This window comes from Nocardiopsis suaedae, from assembly GCF_027706745.1.
GTDB classification, from domain to species: Bacteria; Actinomycetota; Actinomycetes; order Streptosporangiales; family Streptosporangiaceae; genus Nocardiopsis_A; species Nocardiopsis_A suaedae.
In genome coordinates, this window is the sequence record NZ_JAQFWP010000009.1 from 66,113 (window position 1) to 90,208 (window position 24,096).

The 24,096-nt window shown below is 72.9% G+C and carries 21 protein-coding genes; 7 read left to right on the forward strand and 14 right to left on the reverse strand.

The window, feature by feature from the left end; genetic code table 11:
• Nucleotides 1–37 precede the first annotated feature (37 nt).
• The 10 genes from O4U47_RS06940 to O4U47_RS06985 all read right to left on the reverse strand — a co-directional run bounded on the left by O4U47_RS06940 (nucleotide 38) and on the right by O4U47_RS06985 (nucleotide 12,505).
• On the reverse strand, nucleotides 38–889 hold the full coding sequence (locus O4U47_RS06940; RefSeq protein ID WP_270676770.1) for a carbohydrate ABC transporter permease: 852 nt from the start codon (nucleotides 887–889) through the stop codon (nucleotides 38–40).
• Complete coding sequence (locus O4U47_RS06945; RefSeq protein ID WP_270676771.1) at nucleotides 886–1,884, reverse strand: carbohydrate ABC transporter permease; 999 nt, start codon at nucleotides 1,882–1,884, stop codon at nucleotides 886–888. Before O4U47_RS06945 ends, O4U47_RS06940 begins: the two co-directional genes overlap by 4 nt.
• Nucleotides 1,885–1,887: 3 nt before the next feature.
• Nucleotides 1,888–3,222 (reverse strand): sugar ABC transporter substrate-binding protein, encoded by a 1,335-nt coding sequence (locus O4U47_RS06950; RefSeq protein ID WP_270676772.1) that lies wholly within the window; start codon nucleotides 3,220–3,222, stop codon nucleotides 1,888–1,890.
• A gap of 115 nt (nucleotides 3,223–3,337) precedes the next feature.
• Nucleotides 3,338–4,366 carry a LacI family DNA-binding transcriptional regulator gene (locus O4U47_RS06955; protein WP_270676773.1) on the reverse strand — a complete coding sequence of 343 codons (1,029 nt, stop codon included), beginning with the start codon at nucleotides 4,364–4,366 and terminating at the stop codon, nucleotides 3,338–3,340.
• A gap of 130 nt (nucleotides 4,367–4,496) precedes the next feature.
• Nucleotides 4,497–7,289 (reverse strand): carbohydrate-binding protein, encoded by a 2,793-nt coding sequence (locus O4U47_RS06960; RefSeq protein ID WP_270676774.1) that lies wholly within the window; start codon nucleotides 7,287–7,289, stop codon nucleotides 4,497–4,499.
• A 367-nt stretch (nucleotides 7,290–7,656) separates the two neighbouring features.
• Nucleotides 7,657–8,223 carry a DUF2165 family protein gene (locus O4U47_RS06965; RefSeq protein WP_270676775.1) on the reverse strand — a complete coding sequence of 189 codons (567 nt, stop codon included), beginning with the start codon at nucleotides 8,221–8,223 and terminating at the stop codon, nucleotides 7,657–7,659.
• Nucleotides 8,224–8,370: 147 nt separating this feature from the next.
• Complete coding sequence (galK, locus tag O4U47_RS06970; protein ID WP_270676776.1) at nucleotides 8,371–9,549, reverse strand: galactokinase; 1,179 nt, start codon at nucleotides 9,547–9,549, stop codon at nucleotides 8,371–8,373.
• Nucleotides 9,542–10,507, reverse strand: a complete 966-nt coding sequence (galE, locus tag O4U47_RS06975; RefSeq protein WP_270676778.1) for a UDP-glucose 4-epimerase GalE — start codon at nucleotides 10,505–10,507, stop codon at nucleotides 9,542–9,544. The genes galK and galE overlap by 8 nt, the downstream gene beginning before the upstream one ends.
• Before the next feature lie 88 nt (nucleotides 10,508–10,595).
• Nucleotides 10,596–11,678, reverse strand: coding sequence for a galactose-1-phosphate uridylyltransferase (gene galT / locus O4U47_RS06980; RefSeq protein WP_270676779.1), 1,083 nt, complete (start codon nucleotides 11,676–11,678; stop codon nucleotides 10,596–10,598).
• The gene (locus O4U47_RS06985) at nucleotides 11,675–12,505 is read right to left on the reverse strand and encodes a DeoR/GlpR family DNA-binding transcription regulator (protein ID WP_270676780.1); all 831 of its coding nucleotides are present in this window, start codon (nucleotides 12,503–12,505) and stop codon (nucleotides 11,675–11,677) included. Before O4U47_RS06985 ends, galT begins: the two co-directional genes overlap by 4 nt.
• A 219-nt stretch (nucleotides 12,506–12,724) precedes the next feature.
• Here O4U47_RS06985 and O4U47_RS06990 point away from each other — a divergent pair, with 219 nt between their 5' ends.
• The 5 genes from O4U47_RS06990 (at nucleotide 12,725) to O4U47_RS07010 (ending at nucleotide 21,261) form a co-directional block, all read left to right on the forward strand.
• Nucleotides 12,725–14,017 (forward strand): ABC transporter substrate-binding protein, encoded by a 1,293-nt coding sequence (locus O4U47_RS06990; RefSeq protein WP_270676781.1) that lies wholly within the window; start codon nucleotides 12,725–12,727, stop codon nucleotides 14,015–14,017.
• 30 nt (nucleotides 14,018–14,047) lie between these two features.
• Nucleotides 14,048–15,019: a carbohydrate ABC transporter permease gene (locus O4U47_RS06995; protein ID WP_270676782.1), complete on the forward strand. Its 972-nt coding sequence runs from the start codon at nucleotides 14,048–14,050 to the stop codon at nucleotides 15,017–15,019.
• Nucleotides 15,016–15,933: a carbohydrate ABC transporter permease gene (locus O4U47_RS07000; protein WP_408638942.1), complete on the forward strand. Its 918-nt coding sequence runs from the start codon at nucleotides 15,016–15,018 to the stop codon at nucleotides 15,931–15,933. Before O4U47_RS06995 ends, O4U47_RS07000 begins: the two co-directional genes overlap by 4 nt.
• Nucleotides 15,934–16,094: 161 nt before the next feature.
• Nucleotides 16,095–18,317, forward strand: a complete 2,223-nt coding sequence (locus O4U47_RS07005; RefSeq protein WP_270676783.1) for an alpha-galactosidase — start codon at nucleotides 16,095–16,097, stop codon at nucleotides 18,315–18,317.
• A gap of 1 nt (nucleotide 18,318) precedes the next feature.
• Nucleotides 18,319–21,261: a glycoside hydrolase family 2 TIM barrel-domain containing protein gene (locus tag O4U47_RS07010; RefSeq protein ID WP_270676784.1), complete on the forward strand. Its 2,943-nt coding sequence runs from the start codon at nucleotides 18,319–18,321 to the stop codon at nucleotides 21,259–21,261.
• On the opposite strand, the gene O4U47_RS07015 is transcribed toward O4U47_RS07010, so the two are convergent.
• The 3 genes from O4U47_RS07015 to O4U47_RS07025 are packed head-to-tail and all read right to left on the reverse strand — an operon-like array spanning nucleotide 21,245 to nucleotide 22,426.
• Nucleotides 21,245–21,436: a DUF397 domain-containing protein gene (locus tag O4U47_RS07015; protein WP_270676786.1), complete on the reverse strand. Its 192-nt coding sequence runs from the start codon at nucleotides 21,434–21,436 to the stop codon at nucleotides 21,245–21,247. The two genes, O4U47_RS07010 and O4U47_RS07015, sit on opposite strands and share 17 nt — an antisense overlap.
• Nucleotides 21,426–21,620, reverse strand: coding sequence for a DUF397 domain-containing protein (locus tag O4U47_RS07020; RefSeq protein WP_270676788.1), 195 nt, complete (start codon nucleotides 21,618–21,620; stop codon nucleotides 21,426–21,428). The genes O4U47_RS07015 and O4U47_RS07020 overlap by 11 nt, the downstream gene beginning before the upstream one ends.
• Entirely contained in the window at nucleotides 21,617–22,426 is an 810-nt protein-coding gene (locus O4U47_RS07025; RefSeq protein ID WP_333563634.1) for a helix-turn-helix domain-containing protein, read from the reverse strand. Before O4U47_RS07025 ends, O4U47_RS07020 begins: the two co-directional genes overlap by 4 nt.
• A 132-nt stretch (nucleotides 22,427–22,558) precedes the next feature.
• Between O4U47_RS07025 and O4U47_RS07030 the strand changes: the two genes are divergently transcribed.
• Nucleotides 22,559–23,017, forward strand: a complete 459-nt coding sequence (locus tag O4U47_RS07030; protein ID WP_270676792.1) for an ATP-binding protein — start codon at nucleotides 22,559–22,561, stop codon at nucleotides 23,015–23,017.
• A gap of 16 nt (nucleotides 23,018–23,033) precedes the next feature.
• Here O4U47_RS07030 and O4U47_RS07035 read toward each other — a convergent pair whose 3' ends face one another.
• On the reverse strand, nucleotides 23,034–23,465 hold the full coding sequence (locus O4U47_RS07035; protein WP_270676840.1) for a VOC family protein: 432 nt from the start codon (nucleotides 23,463–23,465) through the stop codon (nucleotides 23,034–23,036).
• A 274-nt stretch (nucleotides 23,466–23,739) separates the two neighbouring features.
• Between O4U47_RS07035 and O4U47_RS07040 the strand changes: the two genes are divergently transcribed.
• Nucleotides 23,740–24,054, forward strand: a complete 315-nt coding sequence (locus O4U47_RS07040) for a nuclear transport factor 2 family protein (RefSeq protein ID WP_270676793.1) — start codon at nucleotides 23,740–23,742, stop codon at nucleotides 24,052–24,054.
• The last annotated feature ends 42 nt before the right edge of the window (nucleotides 24,055–24,096 follow it).

The following is a 24,096-nucleotide window of genomic DNA, read 5'->3' on the forward strand; positions in this document are numbered from 1 at the left end:
GAGGGGGCGGGGTGCGGCGGAGCGGCGGGCGGCGGCCTCACTTGACCGCCCCGGCCGTCACCCCGCCGGCCACGTACCGCTGGGCCGCGACCAGCAGCACCCCGGCGGGCACCGAGGCCACGACGGCGGTGGCCATGATCGCGTTCCACTGGGTCGTGTTGTTGCCGATGTAGTCGTAGATGCCCAGGGTGATCGGGACCAGGTCGCTGTTGCGCGCGAGCGTGGAGGCGAAGACGAAGTCCGACCACGCCCACAGGAAGGCGAACAGCGACACGGTGATGATCGCGTTGCGGCTCACCGGCAGCACGATCGACACGAATGTCCGCCCCGTCCCGGCGCCGTCCACCTTCGCGGCCTGCAGGACCTCCTCCGGCAGCGTGGACATGAACGCGGTGAAGAGCATGACGCCGAAGGGCACGGCGATCGTGGAGTCGGCGACCACCAGCCCCCACACCGTGTTCAGCCAGCCCAGGCGGACATAGGCGGCGTACAGCCCCATCGCCATGACCACGCCGGGGATCATCTGCGCAACCAGCAGGAGGAAGCCGATCGCCCCCGCCCCCGGCGTGCGCAGGCGCGCCAGCGCGTACCCGGCCGGGGCCGCGACCGCCAGCGTCAGGGCCACGCACCCCAGCCCGACCAGCAGGCTGGTCGCCAGGTTGGGCAGCTGGTCCCCGAGCACCGCGGCGTACCCGTCGAAGGTGGGCTCCTTCGGGTACCAGTGCGGGGGCGAGGCCCGCAGGTTCGCCGTATCGGTCAGGGAGACGTTGAGCATCCAGTAGGCGGGGAAGAGCATGGCCGCGGTGAACACCAGGCCGAGCGCCGTCTTGAACCAGGGGCGCCGCCGCCGTCGCCACCGCTGCGGCCGCCGCACGGTCGTCCGTGTCATGGGCGGGCCTCCCTGCGCCTGAGGTACACGTACACCAGCCCGGCGGCCAGGGCCATGAGGATGAGCAGGTCGCCCACGGCCGCCGCTTCGGAGAAGTCCGGCCGCCCGGTGCCGAACGCGGCCCGGTAGGACCAGATCGCCAGGGTGGTGGAGGAGTCCCCGGGCCCGCCCCGCGTCATGATCCAGATGACGTCGACCACCTTGAGCGTGTAGACGAGCCCCAGCAGCAGGGTCACCGCCGACACCGGCCGCAGCTGCGGCAGCGTGATGTGCACGAACCGCTGCCAGGCCCCCGCGCCGTCGAGCTGCGCCGCCTCGTACAGCTCCCCGGGGATGTTCTGCAGCCCCGAGTAGAGGATCACCAGGTTGAACGGGATGCCCAGCCAGACGTTGGCGGCGATCACCGAGACCAGCGCCCACCCGGGCGAGGTGAGCCAGTCGACCGGGCCCAGCCCGAAGCCGCCCAGCACCGCGTTGACGATGCCGTTCTCGCTGTTGAGCATCCACGCCCAGGTCGAGGCCGACACGATCATCGGCAGCAGCCACGGGGTCAGGAACAGCGCCCGCAGCACCGGGGACAGCGGGAAGCCCCCCCGGAAGAACACCGCCAGCGCCAGTCCCGCGCCGTACTGCACCGCGATCGACACCAGCGTGAACACGGCCGTGTTGGCGACCGCAGGGAGGAAGGCGTCGGAGGCGAGGACCTCGCGCAGGATCGCGGTGCCCACGAACTCCGGGTCGCCCTGGATGAACGCCCGCGGCGTGTAGTCGTGCAGGCTGAGGTCGATGTTCCGGTACAGCGGATAGGCGTAGAAGGCCGCCAGGTAGACGATGAGCGGGGCCGCGAACGCGGCGGCGGCCCACCGGCGCGGGCCCGGCGACCCGCGCCCCGCCCCCGCCCGGGTGCGCCCCGGGCGGGAGGGGGGACGCGGCGCCGACCGCCCGGACGCGGGCTCCGCGCGCCGCTCGGAGGCGCGCCGTGTCGGCGGTGCCATCGCTCAGCCGCCGTCCGTTTCGCTCGACGCCTCACTCTGCGCCTCGCTCTGGGCGTCCCGCAGCGCCTCCTCCGCGCCCGCGGTGCCGCTCAGCGTCTCCTGGACCGCGCCCCACAGCGCCTCGGAGATGGGCGGGTACCCGGTCCCGAGCCCGTCGCCGGTGCGGCCGCGCGCGTTGCGCACCGCCTCCACCCACGGCTCCAGGTCCGGCTCCTCCTCCAGCAGCGCCTCCTGGCCGGCCTGCGTGGGCGGGATGTAGTAGGCGAAGGTCGTGGCCGTCTCCACCAGCCCCTCCGGGGTGGTCATGCACTCCACGATCTGCGTGGTGACCTCGTAGCGCCCCGGGTCGGACTGCACCGGCGCGGTGATGAACTCGCCGCCGGTGGGCGTGGGGGCGGCCCCGCCGTCCCGGCCCGGCAGCGGGACGACCCCCACCGGGAAGTCGGCCCCCTCGGCACTGTCCACCTGCCAGGTCCCGTTCTCGGCGAAGGCGAACTCCCCGGTCAGGAACTCCTCCCAGACGGTGTTCTGGGAGTTGTCGATGACCGACTCGGGCGCGTACCCCTCGTCCAGCCACCCCTGCCACAGCTCCAGGGCCTCCACCGCCTCGGGCGAGTCGAGGTCGCGCAGGTCGGCCCCGGCGCCCCAGAACCACGGCAGGAACTGGAACGACCCCTCCTCGGTGCCGATCCCGGCGAACGTGATGCCGCCGTGCCCCTCGTCGGACACCTGCTCCAGGGCGTCGGTCAGGGACGCCCAGTCGGTGATCGACTCCGGGTCCACCCCGGCCTCGTCGAGGATGTCGGCGTTGTAGTACAGCGACAGCGTGTTCGCGCCGATGGGGACGCCGTAGGCCTCGCCGTCCACCACCCCGGCGGCCAGCAGGTTCTCGTCGATGTCGGAGGTGTCCAGGCCGAACTCGCCCATCGTGGTGAGCATCCCGGCGTCGGCCAGCGTGGACACGGCCGGGTTGTCCAGCAGGATCACGTCGGGCGCGGTGCCCTCCTGGGCGGCCAGCAGCGCCTGGTTGGTCAGCGCGGTGGTGTCGTAGGCGGTGCGCTCGATGGTCACACCGGCCTCGGTGCCGCACTCCTGGACCCGCCGCTCCCAGTCGGAGTCGTCGGCGTGCTGGGGGTAGGGGTCCCACCAGGTGTAGACGTCGTCGTCGGCGCCGCCGCCGGAGGGGGAGCAGGCGGTGCCCGCGGCGGCGACGGCCAGGGCGGCGCCGGCGGCGCACAGCGCGCGCACGGCGCGGGGACGCGTCCCCTGGGGGAGCACCGACCGGGGAGGCACCGCGCGGGTACGCGCGGACGGGTCGGACAGGGGCGGACGGAACATCGGGACCTCCTTGGTGCGCCGCTCGCGGCGGGGAGGGGCAGGGATCGGTGCCGGACGGGAGGGACGGGGACAGGGGTGGGACGGCGACGGGGCGGGGGCCGCCGCCGGGACGGGGTCAGCGCCCGCGCGGGCCCGGCGGCGCCGTGCTCCCGCGGTCGACCAGCTCGGGGGAGAGGAACCGCACCACGTGCGGCTTCTCCCGCCCCTCGGGGGACTCGATCCGGCGCACCAGGTGGCGCACCACCATGTTCCCCAGCCGGTCGGGGGCGCTCTCGATGGACGAGTAGGACAGGGAGAACGTGCGCGCGAACTCGTCGGAGTACCGGCCGACCACGGACAGGTCGCCCGGCACGGACAGCCCGCGCGCGTGCAGTACCGAGGGGAGCGCCGCCGCGGCCGCCTCGTTGTTCAGCAGCAGGCCGGTGGCGGACGGGTGGTCGTCGAGCAGGCGGTGCAGCGTGGCGCCGATCGCGGGCTGCCCGGACTCCCCGGAGACCGCGTGCAGCCGGACGCCGCGCAGCCGGGCCTGCTCCAGCGCGGCGTCCCGCAGCCGCCACATGTAGGCGCCGCCCCGCTCGGCGACGTGCTCGGGCTGGGAGACGAGGATCAGTTCGCGGTGCCCGAGCCGGTGCATGCGCTCCACCATCACGCGCCCGGCCTCCTCGAAATCGAGGTCGAACACGTCCAGGCCGGAGCAGTCGCCGGGCAGACCCACCAGCGCGCCGGGCTGGGGCGCCTCCCGCAGCGCGGGCAGCCGCACGTCGTCGTGGGCCACGTTCAGCAGCACGACGCCGTCGACCATCCTGGAGCCGGTGATGCGGCGCAGCGCCCGCACCCCGTCGGCCTCGGTGACGAGCAGGGTGTCGTAGCCCAGCCCGCGCGCGGTGTCGGAGACCCCGAGGATGTACTGCATCATCGCCGGGGCGAACTCGTCCTCCAGGAAGCGCGCGAGCAGGCCGATCACCATCGTCTGCGAGGTCGCCAGGGCCCGGGCGCCGGCATTGGGCGTGTAGCCCAGCCGGTGCACCGCCTCGTTCACCCGACGGCGCACCTCCTCGGAGACGGACCTCTTTCCGGACAGCGCGTACGACGCGGTGCTGCGGGAGACTCCGGCGGCTGCGGCCACGTCACCGATGGTGGGCAACGGCTTCTCCTCGGGGCTTCTCGGAGGGCGTTCGGATCTCGTCGGCCGAGTGGTGTCAGGGGCGGGCGGTTCCGGGCGGCGCCCGCCCGCGCGGGGTCCCGGCGCGGGGCGGCCGCCGCCCGGCGGGGCGTCAGGACCGGTCCAGGCGCCCGCTCGTGTACTCGGAGACCGTGACGGCGTCGATCACCGGCGCGTACGGGGACCGCAGCAGGTAGTCCGGCCAGGTGTCCGACGCGTAGGTCTCACCGTCGAAGTTGGGCTGCTCCTCGGAGGAGAAGGCGATGGTGTTCGCCCCCTCCTCCAGCTCCATGGGCACGGTCAGCTCCCAGAAGTTGTTCTCGTGGAAGGACGGCGGGAACAGCACCGGCCGCTCCTCGCCGCCGTTGACCGACACGTCGGCGCGCCGCGCCATCGGGTTGGGGTTGTAGTGGGAGGCGGGCGACGTCGCGGGGTTGGCGTAGCGGATCCGCACGGCGAAGGTGCCCGCGTGCGGCGCCTCCACGTCGAAGGTCAGCGTGTTGCCGTTGCCGGGGTCGCCGCCGATGCCGTCGACCGCCGCACCGCCGTCGGCCAGGGACGGCTCGACGGTGTGCGCCTCCCCGGCCGCCTGGGCGTCCTCGGCCTGGTAGGTCGCGGCGGCCAGCTCCTCGCCGCCGGGTGTGACGCCGATGCGGTCGACCAGCGGGGCGCCCTCGGCCCCGGTCACGGTGACCTTGTTGATCCCCCCGGACAGCGCCACCGCCGCCGACGACGCGGACCCGCCGGTGCGCAGCGCCGGGACGCCGTTGACCTCGACGTCGGCGGTGCCCCCGCCGAGCGTGCGCACGTCCAGGAGGGATTCGGCGTCACGCTCCGAGTGGACCCAGAACGTCACCGACTCGCCGTGCCGCACCCGCACCGCGCCCGACCCGGAAGCGTCCCCGGCCGCGCCGCCGTACACCGGCGCGGCGCCGTCCAGCTCGGCCGTCTCGGCCTCGTAGACCGCCGTGGCCGCCTCGGGGTCGGGCAGCTCCAGGGTGATGCGGTCGATGATCGCGTCGCCCCGCGTCTTGCCCGACCCGTCCAGGCTCTGCGCGGCCAGGCTGACGGTGTGCTCGCCCTTCTCCAGCTCCACGGCCGTGCGGGCGTGGTCCCAGACCACCCACTTGTAGCCGAGCGGCAGGAAGAGCTCCTGTTCGGCACCGCCGTCGACGCGCAGGAACACGTTGGTCGGGCCCTGGTCGGCGACCAGGTCGTCGAGGTAGAGGGAGTTGGCGAACACGCTCAGGTCGTAGGTGCCGTCCTCGGGCACGTCGACCGTGAAGTCCAGGACGCCGTCCGAACCGGTGCGCAGACCCCCGACGTTGTACCCGCCGGAGGTGTAGAACTTCGACACGTCGTCCGGCGACCCCTCCGGGCCGTTCAGGCTGTACCCGCCGCCGGTGTACTCGGCGTCCTCGGCCTCGAACGACCCCTCCCACAGGTTGGGCGGGGTGTCCCGGGGGCCGTCGCCTCCGGCCGGGGTCAGCACCACCTCGTAGGCGGACGACTCCTTCAGGCCGGGCAGCGCGTCGCCGAAGTCGAAGGCGACGGTGCCGTCCCCGACCTCCAGCGCCTCCTCGGACAGCAGCCGGGGCGGGCCGGAGTCGCCGAGCTGGCCGGTCCAGGGGATCTCCCGCACCCAGGCGTGGACGGCACCGCCGAAGACGTCCTCGGGCACGTTGGTGAACTCCACCCGCGCGGCCCCGTCGGACCCGCCGAAAAGCGCGGTGGCGCGGGAGCGGTCCGGGTCGAGGGAGGCGACGCCCTGGAGGGTGTAGTTCTCACCGGGGTGGGGCGGGGCGACCTCGACGGTGTGCCCGGTCATCCGGCTGTAGGAGTTGAACAGCCACCACTGTCCGTTGGCGCGGTTGGCCTCCACGGCCGAGTCGGACAGGTTGCCGTTCATGTTCCAGAAGGCGATCATCGCGTCGATCTTCGACTCCTCGATCGCCGACACCCACTGGACCATCTGGCCGGGCACGGAGGTGTGGTAGTTGAACGCGTACTCGTTGACGTTGACGGGCAGCGCGGTGCCCTCGTGGCCGGTCCCGGCGAAGACCTCCTCCTCCCACTGCCGGTAGCGGGCGACCGAATCGCGGATGTTCTGCGGGTGGCTCAGCTCGTGCCAGGTGATGACGTCGGGGACCGTGCCGGCCTCGACGGTGTGCTCCATGAAGCCCTTGACCTGGTCGTACAGGACGCTCGTATTCGGGCCCGCCACGCGCAGGCCCGGCACCTTCTCCTTGGCCATCTCATAGGCCCGGTCCCAGGCGCGGAAGTAGTCGTCCGGGTCGTCGAGCCAGCTCGTCCCGTCGTAGCTCCACTCGCCGGTGCCGAACATGTTGCCCTCGGGCTCGTTGAAGGGCTCGAAGACGAGGCGCTCCCGGTACTCGGGGTCGAGCTGGGCGACCTGGTCGAGCTGGGTCTCCATCACCTCCATGTAGCCCTCGAGGCGCTCCTCGGGCGTATCGCCCGGCCACTGGTAGGGGAAGCCGCGGTAGTAGTCGGTGGCGCGGATGTAGATGTCGCCGCCGGTCGTGTCGGCGAGCGGGGCGACGACCTCCAGCGCGTCGGAGCCGGGGTGCTGCGCCCCGTCCTGGCCTTTGCTGGACACGGTGCGCACGCCCATGCCCTCGATGATGTTGGCGCTGGGCACGCCGGGGCCGTACAGGCCGTACAGCGACCCGGAGGCGCCGCCGTGGAAGGCGCCGGTGTCGGTGGACAGGTCGATGGTGAGCCGTTCGTCGGCCACGGCGGCCTCCGCGGTCTCGGCGGTCGGGGAGGGGGCGGCGGCCGCGGGGGCGGCCGTGAGGGACAGGGGAGCGGCGAGGAGCCCGGCGAGGAGGGCCGAGGCCGCGCGCGTGTGCAGGGGGTGGGGGATGCGGGTCCGTGCTCGGTGCATGGGGTGCGTCTCCTGGCTCGTCGCCCACGCGGGGTCCCCGCGCGGGCAGGGGGTCGGCGGCCGGAGTTGGCAGGGATCGGTGTCGGCTTCGGGAGGGGGGTTTCGAACCGGTTCGACAGCCGCGTCGCTGCACCGGATGCGGATTGCGGGGGAGTCGGAGGGGGAGGGGATCGTGCCGTGCATGCGATTGTTAGCGTTCACACGCGGCGATGCAACCCCCCATCAGCCACTTTTTGCGGCTTCCGCACATGAACGCACGCCAGGCGGCCGAAGCCGCCCCGCGATCCCCGAGGCCGATCGGGCTAACCGGTTCGACGCCGGCACCGCCCGGCCGGGGGCCACACCGGGACTCGGCGTCGCCGTGGCCTCAATCGGCTCCGTCGTTGCGCATGGTGGTGAACACCAGCACGAGCACCAGGAACGTGGTGATCCTGTCGGCCGCCGGAATGCCGTTCCACGCCGGGCTCATCCACATGGCGAACCACTCCCCGCCGATGGTCTGGAACCCGGTGAACCACAACAGGATCCCGGCGACCAGGCCGACGAGCCCCCAGGTCTTGGCCGCGTTGAAGTCCCGGTCCGGACGGCGCAGGGACCGGGCCGTGCGCCAGGCGCCGATGCCGCAGGCGACGGCGGTGAACAGCTCTGCGGCGATGATCACGATGTAGACGGCGTGGTGCAGGACCGGCGAGGTCACCGCCCGGTAGTCGGTCCGGCTCAGCTCGTCGAGCCCCGGGTCATGGGCGTCCATGGACAGTACCCGGGCGACGAACTCGAAGTTCACCGCGTAGTCGGTCGCGTTGCCGAAGACGACGAGGAGGAAGAACAGCGAGACCGCGCCGAGCACGGCGGCCTTGGCCGCCCGGATCGTCAGGACGTACCGGCCCGGGGCCTTCCCCGCCGAGGCCGGTGCGCCGCCGTCGCCTGTGGCCATGGTGCCTCCCGCCGGTCGGAGTCGCCGGTGCCGCCGACCGTGTCCCTGCCCGCGCCGACGGTCGCCGAAGCGGGGCGAAGGGGCCCGGATCCGGCCCCTCACGGCAGGGGAGGCCCACAGGGCGCCCGGCGCAGTGCCGGGCCGCCCTCACCGCAGCCTGTGCGCCCCTGGCGACGGGGTGGCCTCGAACAGCGACGGGGGCGTGAAGCCCTCCTCCCGGTAGGCCTCGTCAACGGCCCTGCCGCACGCCTCCACGAACTCGCGCTCCACCAGGGCGATCACGCACCCCCCGAAACCCCCGCCGGTGATCCGCGCCCCCAGCGCCCCCGCCGACAGCAGCGCCCGTACCGCCGTGTCCACCTCCGGCACGGTCACCTCGTAGTCGTCGCGCAACGACATGTGCGACGCGGTCAGCAGCGGCCCCACCTGGCGCAGGCGGCCGGCGCGCAGGTGCTCCACGGTCTCCAGGACCCGCGCGTTCTCGGTCACCACGTGGCGCACCCTGCGGCGCAGCTCCGGTGAGGCCAGCCCGGCCAGCGCCGCGTCCAGGTCGGCGACGTCGCGCAGCGCCTCCACCCCCAGCGCCTTCGCCGCCTCCTGGCAGGCCCGGTGGCGGTCGGCGTAGTGCCCCTCCACCAGGCGGTGCGGCGCGCGGGTGTCGACCACCAGCACCGTCATCCCCTGCTCGTCCGGGGCGAACGGCACCTGCTCGGTCTCCATGGTGCGGGTGTCCATGAACAGCGCGTGCCCCTCGGCCGACAGCATCGACGCCGACTGGTCCAGCACCCCGCACGGCATGCCGACGAAGTCGTTCTCCACCCGCCGCGCCATGCGGATCACCTGGGACGCCGACGGCTCGGCCCCGTGCAGGGCGGCGCCCGCCATGACCGCCGCGCAGCTCAGCGCCGCCGACGAGGACAGCCCCGCGCCGCTGGGGATGGTGCTGTCCACCAGCAGGTCCAGCCCGTCCACCGGGTACCCCTCCTGCCGGAGGACCCACAGCGCGCCCGCGGGGTAGGCGGCCCACCCCTCGACCGCGCCGGGCGCCAGGTCGGCCAGGCCGAACGCGCCCCCTCCCGGCGCCTGCAGGGACCGCAGGCGCACCGCCCCGTCCGTCCGCGGCGCCGCCGCGGCGTGCAGGGTGTGGGGCAGGGCGAACGGCAGCACGAACCCGTCGCTGTAGTCGGTGTGCTCACCGATGAGGTTGATGCGCCCCGGCGCGGCCCAGACCCCCTCGGGGGCGTGCCCGAAGGACCGGGTGAAGGCGGCGGCCACCTGGGCCGCAGGGTCCGCCGCCCGCGCCGCCGCGTCCGCCGGCTCAGCCATGGTCCGCCTCCCGCTTCAGGAAGAACCCCCACGCGTCGCCCACCGTCTCCTCCAGCGTCCGCTCCGGCGTCCAGCCCAGCTCCTCGCGGGCCCGGTCGTTGGCGGCGACCAGCACGGCCGGGTCCCCGGGGCGGCGCGCGCAGTCCTCGGCCGGGACCTCGCGCCCGGTCACCCGCCGGACGGTGGCGATCACCTCGCGCACGGTGCTCCCGCCGCCGGTGCCCAGGTTGTACACCCGGTGCGCCCCCGGCCCGACCGCCTCCAGCGCCCGCAGGTGCGCGTCGGCCAGGTCGGCGACGTGCAGGTAGTCGCGCACGGCCGTGCCGTCCTTCGTGGGGTAGTCGGTGCCGAACACCCGCGCGCGCTCACCCTGCCCGGCCGCCGCCTTGAGCAGGTTCGGCACCAGGTGCGTCTCGGTCGTGTGCCGCTCCCCGAACCCGCGGTGGGCCCCGGCGACGTTGAAGTACCGCAGGCTCACCGCCCCCAGCCCGTAGGCGCGGGCCCAGGAGGCGAGCAGGTGGTCGGCGGCGAGCTTGGTGGCGCCGTAGGGGTTGGTCGGCACCGCCGGGTCGGTCTCGCGCAGCGGGGCGCCGGAGGCGGGCTCGCCGTAGGCGGCGGCGCTGGAGGAGAACACCATGCGGCGCACCCCGTGCCGGACCGCCGCGCGGGCGAGGGCGAGGGTGCCGCCGACGTTGGTGTGCCAGTACTCGTCGGGGTCCTCGACGGACCGGCCGACCAGCGACTTCCCGGCGAAGTGCAGGACGGCGCCGGTGCCGGGCTCCAGGACGTCGGCCGCCTCGTGCAGGTCGGCCTGCACCAGCCGCGCCCCGTCCGGGACGGCGTCCCGGTGCCCGGTCGACAGGTCGTCGAGCACGGTCACCTCGTGTCCGGCGTCGAGCAGCAGCGCGGTCACCACGCTGCCGATGTATCCGGCGCCGCCGGTGACGAGCAGTCTCACACGGTCCTCCGGGGGGTTCGGTGAAGAAGGCGGTGGCCAAGGCGGTGGTGGGGGAAGCGGGAGCGGAGGCGGGGCGGGGACGGCGGCCTCACGGCGCCGCCGCCCGCAGCCGCTCGGCGACGGCCTCGGGCGCCACGTCGCTGATGAAGACCCCCATCCCGGACTCGGTCCCGGCCAGGTACTTGAGCTTGTCGGCGGCCCGCCGCACCGAGAACAGCTCCAGGTGCAGCCGGGCCAGGTCGCGCCCCTCGCGCACCGGCGCCTGGTGCCAGGCCGAGATGTAGGGCAGCGGCGCCCCGTAGAGCGCGTCGAAGCGGCCCAGCACGTCCAGGTAGATCCCGGCGAGGTCGCGGCGCTCGTCGTCGGTGAGGGCGGGCAGGTCGGGCACGGCCCGGTGCGGGTACAGGTGCACCTCCACCGGCCAGCGGGCCGCCGCCGGGACGAACGCGGTCCAGTGCGCGGTGCGCGCGACCACCCGCAGCCCGGCCTTCTGCTCGGCGTGCAGCACGTCGGCGAACAGGTCCCCGCCGGTGCGCGCACGGTACTCGGCGGCCGAGTCGAGCATGCGCCGGGTGCGGGGGGTGACGAACGGCAGGGCGTAGATCTGCCCGTGCGGGTGGTGCAGGGTCACCCCGATCTCCCGGCCCCGGTTCTCGAAGCAGTACACCTGCTCCACGCCGGGCAGCGCGGACAGCTCCCGGGTGCGGTCCACCCAGGCCTCCACGACCGTCTCCGCCCGCTCGGGGCCCAGGTCGACGAAGGAGGCGTCGTGGTCGGAGCCGAAGACCAGCACCTCGCAGCGGCCCGCGCCGACCCGGCGGGTGTGCTCCAGCTCCCCGACGTCCTCCAGCACCCGCCCGTGGTCGGCGACCAGGGACGGGAAGCGGTTCTCGAAGGCCACCACGTCGTAGGAGGAGGCGGGGATCTCGGTGCGGCGCCCGTCCGAGGAGGGGCACAGCGGGCAGTCGTCGCTGGGCGGCAGGTGGGTGCGGCCCTGGCGGTGCGAGGCGACCACCACCCATTCGCGCAGCAGCGGGTCGAACCGCATCTCCGACCCCGTGGCCGACGGCGGGAGGCCGCGCGGGTCGGGGGCGGGGTCGCGGGGGGCGTCCCCCTCGTCGAAGTAGATGATCTCGCGTCCGTCCGCCAGGCGTGCGGCGGTCCTGATCATGCGTCCTCCCCGTCGGCGGCCTCGTCGGCGGCCCCGTCGTCCGGACGGTCGCCGCCCGTGTCGGCGACCACCAGGCGCCCCACGCGCTCGGCGAGCGCCGCGCGGGCCTCGGCGTCCATCCCGTCATCGGTGACCAGCACGTCGCACCGGTCCAGGGGGGCGATGGTGCTGATGCCCACCGTCCCCCACTTGGTGTGGTCGGCGGCCACCACCAGGCGCCCGGCGGCCTCCACCAGCGCCCGGTCGGTCTCGGACTCCATCAGGTTGGGGGTGGTGAACCCGGCCCGCTCCTGCATGCCGTGCACCCCCAGCACCAGCGTGTCCAGGTTGAGCCCGCGGATGGAGGCCAGCGCCAGCGGCCCCACCAGGGCGTCGGAGGGGGTGCGGAAGCCCCCGGTGAGCGCCACCGTCCGATCCGGGCGGGGGGACTCGTGGAACACCTCGGCGACCCGCAGCGAGTTGGTGACCACCGTCAGGCCGGGCACCTCCGTCAGGTGCTCGGCGACGGCGGCCGTGGTGGTGCCCGCGGACAGGCCCACCGCGGTGTGCGGCTCGACCAGGGCGGCGACGGCGCGGGCCACGGCCCGCTTCTCGGCGGCCTGCCGGGTGGACTTGGCCTCGAAGCCGGGCTCCTCGGTGCGCGGCCCGTCCGGGGCGACCGCGCCGCCGTGCACCTTGCGCAGGGCGCCGCGGCCGGCCAGCGCGTCCAGGTCGCGGCGCACGGTCATGTCCGATACGGCCAGGCTCTCCACGAGCTCGGCGACCCGGACGGCCCCCGTGCGCCGCAGCCGGTCGAGGATCAGCTCCTGCCGTTGCGCGGCCAGCATCCGCCCCCCCCTGCGTGATCGAAGTTGTCGAATCTTGTTGGAATCACTGTCCTGTAGGTGCACCGCCGGTGTCAATGCTGGCGCACGCCGCGTCGGATCAGCGGACCACTGCGGAAATTTGTTGGAAAAAGTTTGAGTGCGTTGACAAGAGGGGGCCCAGGTGTCGAACATGTCTGGAACGCCGGAGTGACCCACTTCACGCACCTCGGAGGTCCCCCGATGCACCACAGACCGACGGGCCCACCGGCCCTGGGGCGCCGCGCCCTGCTACGCGGGCTGGCCGGCGCCGCCGCGCTCACGGCGGTGCCGGGGCTGGCCGCATGCGGTTCCCGGCGCGGGGACCCCCGCGTGGTCACCATGGGCTCCAACCGCGCCAACGACGCCCAGCGCGAGGCGGTCGGAGAGATCCTCGGCCTCTGGGAGGCCGACTCCGGGATCACCGTGGACCTCAACACCATCGACTCCACGAGCTTCCAGGAGAGCATCAACAACTACCTGCAGGGCACCCCCGACGACGTCATCGCCTGGTTCGCCGGGTACCGCACCCGGTTCTTCGCCGAACGCGGCCTGATCAGCGACGTCAGCGCGGTGTGGGACGAGCGCTTCCAGGGCGCCTTCACCGACCAGGTGCGCGACCTGTGCAGCGCCCCGGACGGGAAGCAGTACATGATCCCCGACTCCACCGCGCCCTGGGCGGTCTTCTACCTCAAGAGCGTCTTCGAGGAGCACGGCTACGAGGAGCCCGCCACCCGCGAGGAGTTCGTCGAACTGTGCGAGCGCATGCGGGAGGACGGCCTGGAGCCCCTGGCCTACGGGGTCCGCGAGGGCTGGCCCGCCATGGGCACCTTCGACCACCTCAACCTGCGCATCAACGGCCCCGAGTTCCACATGGGGCTGCTCGACGGCGACCACTCCTGGGACAGCCCCGAGGTCCGCAGCGTCTTCGGCGCTTGGGCCGAGCTGCTGCCCCACCACCAGGCCGCCCCGCTCGGGCGCGGCATCAACGAGGCGCAGACCGCCCTGGTGCGCGGCCAGGCCGGGATGATGCTGTGCGGCCTGTTCCTCACCCACGTCTTCTCCGAGGAACAGCTCGACGACCTCGACTGCTTCGCCTTCCCCGAGTTCGACCCCGAGATCGGGTCCGACGCGATGGAGACCCCCGTCGACGGGTTCATGGTCTCCGCCGACCCGCGCAACCCCGACGCCGCCATGGACCTGGTCGGCCACATGGGCACGCGGCGGTCGCAGGAGATCTACACCGCCATCGACCCCCAGGCGCTCCCCCTCCACCAGGACGCCGACACCTCCGGGCTGAGCGACCTGGACACCAAGATCATGCGGATGATCGCCGACGCCGGGGCGCTCACCCAGTACATGGACCGCGACACCCGCCCCGACTTCGCCTCCGTCGTCATGATCCCCGCCCTGCAGCGCTTCCTGCGACGGCCCGACGACATCGCCGACCTGACCGCCAGCATCCAGCGCCAGAAGGTCTCCATCTTCGGCCGCTGAGGCCGCCCATCCCCCCGGAAGGAGGAACGCGTGGTCTCCAGCACCCCTTCGCCGCCGCGCGCGGCCGAGCCCGGCGGGGCGCCCCCGCGCTCCGCACCCCGCCGTGCTCCCACTCCCTTGCGCAACGGCCGCGCCGACCGCATCACCCTGGCACTGATGATCGGCGTGCCCGCCCTGCTGGTGATCGGCCTGGTGTGGCTGCCCGCCGCCGCCACCGTCGTGTTCTCGTTCACCCGATGGGACGGCATCGGCGGCCTCGACACCATCGAGTGGGTCGGCACCCAGAACTACACCGACGCCTTCACCCTGTACCCGCCGTTTTGGCCGGCACTGCGCCACAACCTCATCTGGCTGGTGTTCCTGTTCCTGGTGCCGACCGTGCTGGGCATGCTCCTGGCGGTGCTGCTCGACCGGGAGCTGCGCGGCGGCCGCATCTACCAGAGCATCTTCTACATGCCCGTGGTGCTGTCGCTGGCCCTGGTCGGGTTCATCTGGCAGCTCATCTACTCCCCGGACCAGGGGCTGCTCAACACCTTCCTGGGCGCGACCACCGGCGCCGAGCCCGTCGACTGGTTCGGCGACCCCGACATCAACCTGTACGCCGTGCTCGTGGCCGCCGCCTGGCGGCACACCGGCTACATCATGCTGCTGTACCTGGCCGGGCTCAAGGCGGTCGACCCGTCGCTGCGGGAGGCCGCCGCGATCGACGGCGCCGGGCCGGTGCGCACCTTCACCAGCGTCGTCTTCCCGGCGCTGCGCCCGATCAACCTGGTGGTGCTGGTCGTCACCGTGATCGACGCGCTGCGCGCCTTCGACATCGTCTGGATCATCAACCGCGGCCGCAACGGCCTGGAGCTGATCTCGGCGCTGGTCACCGCGAACGTGATCGGCGAGGCGAGCCGGGTCGGCTTCGGCTCGGCGCTGGCGGTGATCATGCTGGCGTTCTCGCTGGTGTTCATCCTCATCTACGTGTCCACCCTGCTGAGAGGGGCCGACCGGTGACCGCCACCACCACAGCCGCCGCCCCCGCACCGCCCCGCGAGACGCCGCCCGCGCCACGGCGCCGCGTGCGCCCGGCCCGCGCGGTGCTCCAGATCTTCCTCGCCGTGACGGCCCTGGCCTGGCTCTTCCCGATCGTGTGGGCCGTGGTCAACTCCTTCCGCGACTACGAGTTCACCGCCCGGCACGGCTACCTGTCCTTCGGCGGGTTCACCCTGGAGAACTACCGCCGCGCCTGGGTGGAGGGGCAGCTGCCCGGCTACTTCCTCAACTCGCTGATCATCACCGTCCCCTCGGTGCTGCTCATCCTGTTCCTCTCGTCGTGCGCGGCGTTCGTGCTGACCCACTACTCGCGCCGGTTCAACCTGGTGATGCTGGCGGTGTTCCTGGCCGCCAACCTGCTTCCGGTGCAGGCGCTGCTCGTCCCGCTGTTCCGCATGGCCAACGCGGTGCCGCTGCCGTACTGGATCAGCGAGTCCGGCGCGGTGTACGACAGCCACATCGGCGTGGTGCTCGTGCACACCGCCTTCCAGATGGGCTTCTGCACCTTCGTGCTGAGCAACTTCATGAAGGCGCTGCCGCCCTCGCTCATCGAGGCGGCGCGGGTGGACGGGGCCAGCGTGTTCCAGCAGTACCGCAAGGTGGTGCTGCCGCTGTGCCGCCCGAGCCTGGCCGCCCTGGCCACACTGCTGGTGACCTGGATCTACAACGACCTGTTCTGGGCACTGGCCCTGCTGTCCAGCGGCGACAAGCTGCCCATCACCACCGCGCTGCAGAACCTGCAGAGCACCTTCTTCGTCGACTACAACCTGCTGTCGGCCGGGTCGGTGCTGATCGCCCTGCCGACGCTGGTCGTGTTCTTCGCCCTCCAACGCCACTTCGTCGCCGGACTGACGCTGGGGGCCAGCAAGGGGTGACCGACACCCGCCCGGCCTACCGGAACCCGAAGGGGCACCAGGCGCCGGACCGCCTCGACGGTGGTCCGGCGCCTGGTGCCCTGCACTGCTCTGCTTTGCTCTGCAGGAGCTTCGTCTCCTCCCCGGCCCAGAGGCCGGTGAACCCGCGAAGGAAGGCCCAGATGACGGACCGCACCACCGACGGCGCCGCCCGTCCCGACGGGGACGGGCGGCGGACCCGTACCGTCCGCCTCAGCGCCGCAGGGACCGCCCTGGTCGTCCAGGTCCCCGCGGACGGGCTCCCGTACGTGCTGCACTGGGGCGCCGACCTGCCCGGCGCCGACGACGCCGACGAGGCCGACGGCACGGACGCGCCCGAGGGGCTCGCCGAGGCCGCGCTCCCTCCCGCCGCCAACAACGGCGTGGACGTGCCCCAGCACATCTCCCTCCTGCCGACCCAAGGGGAAGGATGGCGCGGCCACCCCGGCATCGCCGGGCACCACGAGGGCCGGGCGACCTTCCCCCGCTGGCGGGTGCGGGAGGTCGACGACCGGCCGGACCCCTGGCAGGGCGGCGGGACGCTCACCGCCGCCGCCGAGGCCGACGGACTGGAGATCACCTGCGAACTGCGCATGGAGCCCTCCGGCCTCGTGCGCGTCCGGCACACCGTCACCAACACCGACCCGGCCCCCTGGACCCTCGGCGCGCTCATGGCCGTGCTGCCCCTGCCGCGTGAGGCCGAGGAGGTCCTCGACCTCACGGGCCGCTGGTGCCGCGAACGCGCCCCCCAGCGCAGCGACCTGGGCATGGGCACCCGCATGCGCGCCTCCCGGCGCGGGCGCACCGGCCACGACGCCCCGCTCGTGCTCACCGCCGGGACCCCCGGCTTCGGGTTCCGCACCGGCGAGGTGTGGGGCGTCCACACCGCCTGGAGCGGCGACCACGTCCACCTCGCCGAGCGCCTCCCCGAGGCCGCGGGGCAGGCCGACGCCGTCATCGCCGGGGGCGAGGCGGCCCAGCCCGGCGAAGTGCGCCTGGCCCAGGGCGCCTCCTACACCACCCCCTGGGTCTGCTTCTCCTGGTCCGACCAGGGGCTCGACGGCATGTCCGCGCGCTTCCACCGGTGGCTGCGCGCCCGCCCCCACCACCCGTCCGGACCGCGTCCGGTCGTCCTCAACACCTGGGAGGCCGTCTACTTCGACCACGACCTGGACACGCTCAAGCGGCTCGCCGACACCGCCGCCGACATCGGCGTCGAACGGTTCGTCCTCGACGACGGCTGGTTCCGCGGCCGCCGCGACGACACCGCCGGGCTCGGCGACTGGACCGTGGACGCCGGCGTGTGGCCCGACGGCCTGCACCCCCTGTTCGACCACGTGCGCGCCCTGGGGATGCGGACCGGGCTGTGGGTGGAGCCCGAGATGGTCAACCCCGACTCCGACCTGGCCCGCGCCCACCCCGACTGGCTGCTGACCGCCGAAGGGCGGCCCGCCCCGCCCAGCCGCGGCCAGCAGGTGCTCGACCTGTCCCGGCCCGAGGCCTTCGACCACGTCTTCGGCCTCCTCGACGCCCTGGTCACCGAGTACCGCCCCGACTTCCTCAAGTGGGACCACAACCGCGACCTCCTCGAACCCGTGCACGTCCCCACCGGGGCGGCGGGCACGCACGGCCAGACCGCGGCCGCCTACGCGCTCCTGGACCGGCTCCGCGCGGCCCACCCCGGGCTGGAGATCGAGTCCTGCTCCTCCGGCGGCGGCCGGGTCGACCTGGGCATCCTGGAGCGCACCGACCGGGTGTGGGGCTCCGACACCAACGACCCGCTCGAACGCCTGGCCCTGCAGCGCTGGACCGGGCTGCTGGTCCCGCCCGAGCTGGTCGGCTCGCACGTGGGCGCCCGCACCGCGCACACCACCGGCCGCGACGCCGACCTCTCGCTGCGCTGCCTGACCGCGCTCATCGGGCACGCGGGGATCGAGTGGGACATCACCGCGTGCACCGACGAGGAGCTGGCCGCCCTCGACGCGTGGATCCGCCTGTACAAGGAGCTGCGGCCGCTGCTGCACACCGGCGTCACCGTGCGCGGCGACGCCCCCGACCCGGCCGAGCAGCTCGACGGGGTCGTCGCCGAGGACGGGAGCGAGGCCGTCTTCCGCTACGCCCTCCTGGCCTCCCCGGTGCGCGCCGCCCCCGGCCGCGTGCGCCTGCCCGGCCTGCGGGAGGACCGCACCTACCGGCTCGTGTGGCGCCCGGAGGCCGGGACGCCCTCGACGCTGCAGACAGTGCCGCCCCCGTGGTTCGCCGCCGGAGGGCTCACCGCCTCCGGTGCGGTGCTGGCCCGGTCGGGCCTGCAGATGCCCGTGCTCAACCCGTCCCAAGCCCTTCTCCTGCACCTGACGGAGGTCTGACGTGACCGCGCCCGACAAGCCCGCCTACCTTGAGGACTTCACCCCGTCGCGGGGCGTGCGGCCGCCGCGCGCCCGCTTCACCACCGACGCGCCGTCGGTCGACCTCACCGGCACCTGGCGCTTCCGCCTGCACCCCCGGGCCGAGGAGGCCACCGACGGGTTCGAGGAGCATGGCTACGACGAGGCGGCCGGGGGCGGCGGCCCCGCCTGGTGCGACCTGCCGGTGCCGTCCCACTGGCAGATGCACGGCCACGGCGCGCCCGCCTACACCAACGTCGTGTACCCGTTCCCGGTGGAGCCGCCGTACGTGCCCGACGAGAACCCCACCGGCGACTACCGGTGCGGGTTCGACCTGCCGCAGGAGTGGCCGGAGGGACCCGCGGTCCTGCGCTTCGAGGGGGTGGACTCCTGCTTCCGGGTGTGGCTCAACGGCACCGAGCTGGGGTTCGCCACCGGCAGCCGGCTGGCGTCGGAGTTCGACGTCGGCCCCCTGCTGCGCCCCGGCCGGAACACGCTGGCCGTGCGCGTCCACCAGTGGTCGGCCGCCAGCTACCTGGAGGACCAGGACATGTGGTGGCTGTCGGGGATCTTCCGCGACGTCACTCTGATCGCCCGGCCCGAAGACGGGGTCGCCGACCTGGCCGTGCACGCCGCCTACGACCCTGAGACGGGCACCGGCACGCTGCGTGTGGACGTCGACGGGGCGGCCGGTGCGGTGGTGTCCGTCCCCGAACTGGGCCTGGAGGAGGCCGAGGCCGGGGCCGAGCACCGGGTCGGGGCGGTCGAACCGTGGTCGGCGGAGGTGCCGCGGCTCTATGAGCTGGAGGTGCGCACGCCGGGGGAGCGGGTGCGCACGCGGGTCGGATTCCGCACCGTGGAGCTGACCGGCGGGACGATCCGCGTCAACGGCCGCCCGCTGCTGCTGCGCGGGGTGAACCGGCACGAATGGCACCCCGACCACGGGCGGGCGGTCCCGCTGGAGACCATGCGCGAGGACGTGCTGCTGATGAAGCGGCACAACGTCAACGCGGTGCGCACCAGCCACTACCCGCCGCACCCCGACTTCCTGGACCTGTGCGACGAGCTGGGGCTGTGGGTCATCGACGAGTGCGACCTGGAGACCCACGGGTTCGAACCGCTGGGGTGGGAGGGCAACCCCTCCGACGACCCGCGCTGGGAGGAGGCCTACCTCGACCGGATCCGGCGCACGGTCGCGCGCGACCGCAACCACCCGAGCATCATCATGTGGTCGCTCGGCAACGAGGCGGGGACCGGGCGCAACCTGGCGTCCATGGCCGCATGGGTGCGGGAGAACGACCCGTCGCGGCTCGTGCACTACGAGCGCGACTGGGACTGCCCGTACGTGGACGTGTACTCGCGCATGTACGCGCCGCACGCGGAGGTCGAGCGGATCGGCGAGGGGACGGAGGCGCCGACCGACGACCCCGACGCCGACGCGCACCGGCGGGGGCTGCCGTTCATCCTGTGCGAGTACGGCCACGCGATGGGGACCGGACCCGGCGGGCTTGAGGAGTACCAGCGGCTGTTCGAGCGGTACGACCGGCTCCAGGGCGGGTTCATCTGGGAATGGATCGACCACGGGGTGCGGCGTGAGGAGGCCGACGGCACGGAGTGGTTCGCCTACGGCGGGGACTTCGGCGAGCCGCTGCACGACGGGAACTTCGTCGCGGACGGGCTGCTGCTGCCCGACCGGACGCCGGGCCCGGGGCTGGCGGCGTACGCGAAGACGATCGAGCCGGTGCGGGTGGTGCCCGACCCCGCCGGAGGGGCGGTGACGGTCACCAACACCTGGGACTTCCGGGACACGTCCGGGCTGGAGTTCCGGTGGTGGGTGACCGAGGACTGCCAGTCCGGCCCGCCTGCGCTCGTGCCCGGTGTGGGCACGCTCGACGTGCCCGTGCTCGCGCCCGGCGAGACGGCGGAGGTCCCGCTGCCCGCCCTGCCGGAGAAGCAGGGGGGCGGCGAATCGTGGCTCACCGTCTCCGTGACGCTGGCCAAGGACGAGCCGTGGGCGGAGGCGGGCCACGAGCTGGCCTGGGGGCAGGCGAGGATCGGTGCGGCGTCGGCGGTCGCGCCCGTCCCGGCCGCCGTCGCCCCGGCCGACACCGGCGGGACGGTCCTGCGCATCGGCCCGGGGGAGATCGACACGCGCACCGGGGACCTGCTGGCGATCGGTGGTGTCCGGGTGGGGCCCCTCGCGGTGGACCTGTGGCGCGCGCCGACCGACAACGACGTCGCACGTCACGGTGTGTCCGTGGAGCGCGGGTGGCGTGCGGCCGGGCTGCACCGGCTGACGTCGCGGCTGGTGTCCCTCGACTGGGAGGGGAACGAGTTCGTGGTCCGGACGCGGGTCGCTGCGGCGGCCCAGGGGTTCGGGATGCGGGTGGCCTACCGGTGGGGGGCTGCCGAGGGGCGACTGCTGCTGACCGTCGAGGGCGAGGCGGAGGGGCAGTGGCCGGGGCCGCTGCCGCGCTTCGGCGTGCACATGACCCTGCCGGAGACCCTGGACCGGGTCACGTGGTTCGGCGGCGGCCCGGGGGAGGCGTACCGCGACATCGCCCAGGCGGCGAGGGTGGGGCACTACTCCGACACGGTGGACGGGTTGCAGACGCCGTACCTGCGTCCTCAGGAGAACGGCAACCGCGTGGATGCGCGGTGGCTGGAGCTGTGCGGGGCGGACGGCGGGGGTGTGCGTGTGGAGGGCGCCCCGGTGTTCGACTTCGCGGCGCGCAGGTGGGACACGGCGGCGTTGGACGCGGCGGCCCACACGCACGAGCTGGAGCCGGAGGGGAAGGTGCACCTGTACCTGGACGCGGAGCACCAGGGGATCGGTACGGCGTCCTGCGGCCCGGAGACCCTGCCCCAGCACAGGCTGGAGGCAGGGAACCACGTCCTGAGGGTGGCGTTCACGCCGGTGGGGTGACGCCGCCCCTGAGGGAGTAGAGGAACCTCGCCCATTCGGCGGCGGGGAAGTCGAGGTGTCCGAGGTGTCTGTGCCGACTGTCGCGGACGGCGGTTCTCAGCCCCTCGGACACCTCGACGCGGTTGCCGCCGTGTGCGTGGCTGTAGGTCGACTTGTGCCACTGCTCAGTCGGCACCTTCCGCCTCCCCTCGCAGGGTTCCCAGGAACACCTGCCACTCGCCGGTGGGGAACTCCAGGTGGCCGAGGTGTCTGTGCTGGGTGTCCCGGACTCTGGCTGAACACCGAGTCTCCGCGACTTCGACGCACTGCGGGCCCGTGTTCGCGCTGTAACTGGACTTGTGCCACCGGAGGGCGGTCATTGCAGTGATCTCCTGATCTGCTCGATGACAGTCTTGGACACACTCGGGGACAAGGATTCCGCCTGCATGTCGCCGAAGATGGCGACCATGAAGTTGACTTGGTGAGGGTCGGAGACGACGTTCTCGCCGAACATGTGCTCCGCATGTCCGATAAGTCTCCCATCAGGGAGATTCATGATACGAAACGGTGCAGACACCACGGGCCTGAGCGGAGCGTCGTCCGGAATGACCGAGAGACGTATCCGACGGTCCTCGAGCAGGGCCAGCACATGGGTGAGGCATTCGACCATCGCCTCCTTCGACCCGAGCACGCGGCGGAGAGCCGTCTCCTCAAGGACGAACGATAGTCGAGTGTTGTGCAGGTGTGCGAGGCGAGAGGTCCGTGCCTGGGTCAAATGGTCGATCTGTTCATCGGTGTCCTGTTGATCCCGTCCTTGGCGCATCACGGCGCGAGCGTACGCCGGGGACTGCAGCAGGCCGGGGATGAGCGCCGTCTGGTACTCGCGAATCTCCGACGCCTGGCGTTCCAGAACCGCGAAGGATCGCCACTCGTCCGGGATCTCACGGGTGTCGTTGATCTCCAGCCATAGTCGTTCGAGCTCGCCCGTCGTTGAGAGCGCCAGGTCGCCATCGGCCGCGTGCGCCCGTTTCGGGATACGTGTTCCGCGCTCGAATCCGCTGATCAACGCACTTGAGACGTTGATCGCCGAGGCGAGTGACTGCTGAGTCATCCCTGATGCGTTCCGGTGGCGTCGGAGTTCCGCGCCCCAACGGAGCCAGGGGGTACGGGGGGATTCGCTCACCACTACAGAATTGCACTTGGCGCTGACAATGCGCCACCAGATCTCCAGTATTGGTCAATGGAGTAGGGATTATGGCAGGTCACAGACTGTAGGGCCATCTTGGTTGCATCGAACAGCCCTTCACGAGGTGAAAAAATGTCCGATCTGTCCTGTGGTCCGCTTGTCCTTAGTGAGCGGGAACAGCTTCCCTGCACCTACGACGGGCTTCGCATCGCCCGTTCCCTCACTCGCATCCGGCTCCGGCCGCTCTGGGCGGACTCGCTCGTGGACGATGCCGAGCTCTGCGTCGACGAGGCCTTCTGCAACGCCCGCCGCCACACCCGCAGCGGTCACCCCGGCGGCACGGTCACCCTGGCCCTCTACGCCGCCGCCGACGGTCCGCTCTACATCGACCTCACCGACGCCGGCCCCGTCCGCCCAGGCGACCGGCCGCGCGTGCGTGCGGCCGCCCTCGACACCGATGTCGAGAGCGGCCGCGGCATGTTCCTCATCGACTCCCTCGCCGCCCACTGGCTCTACATCTCCCGGGCCGACGGCGGGTGCCTGTCCCTCACCCTCCTCACCCCCGACCGGGCGCCCGTCCCGGTCCGGTGATGACGTGTGCGGGTCCTCAGGTCGCGAAGACCTGCGAGTCGTCGGCGAAGGCCTTGAACTCCAGCGCGTTCCCCGCCGGGTCGAGCAGGAACATGGTCCACTGCTCGCCCGGCTGCCCCTCGAACCGCACGTACGGCTCGATCACGAACTGCGTCCCGGCCGCGCGCAGCCGGTCGGCCAGCTTGTGGAACTCCGGAACGGCCAGGACCAGGCCGAAGTGGGGGACCGGCACGTCGTGGCCGTCGACGGGGTTGTGGATGCGCTTCGGCCGCTCGGGCGCCACGTGCGTCACGAACTGGTGGCCGTGCAGGTTCCAGTCGATCCACGTGTCGGAGCTGCGCCCCTGCTCCAGGCCCAGCACCTCCCCGTAGAACCGGCGCGCGGCATCCAGGTCGTCCACGGGCATGGCCAGGTGGAACCGGGGGATGGGCGAGTCGAGCACGGTCATGGGCACAGCCGCCTTCCTCATGGGGAGAGTCCGCCGCCGGAGGCGTGTGCACACCTCCGACCAGGCAATGTCTGAATGTTAACATTTGAACATTGGGGGCGGGAGAGGGCGGAAGTCCCGAGGTAAACGGCCGCCCCCGGATCGGTCAAGATCGCGCTGTCGGCGGGGCGCGCGGCCGTGGCCGGGAAGACCGGAGACGGAGCCGGGCACCGGCGGCACGGCCGTCCGGGGCCGCAGGCGGATCGCGCAGCCGCACCGAGCACCAGGAGGGCCCATGCCGGCGAACGTCAACGATGCCGCCGTCCGAGCGTTCATCGACGCCGTCAACGCGGGAGACCGGGTGGCGTTCAGCGAAGCGCTCACCCCGGACGCCACGATGACCGACGACGGCAGGGAGCGCGATCTCCTCCAGTGGGCCGAACGGGAGATCTTCTCCGCCAACGGCCGCATGGACGTCGTCTCCACCGCTGACGGCGGCCGGAGCCTGATCGCGGACTTCACCAACGACACCTGGGGCGCCATGCGCACCCGGTGGACCTTCACCGTCGAGGACGGCCGCATCGCCCGGTTCGACACCGGCCAGGCCTGAGGCGGCGCCACGGCCGCAGGCGGGCACCGACCCCGGGGCCGG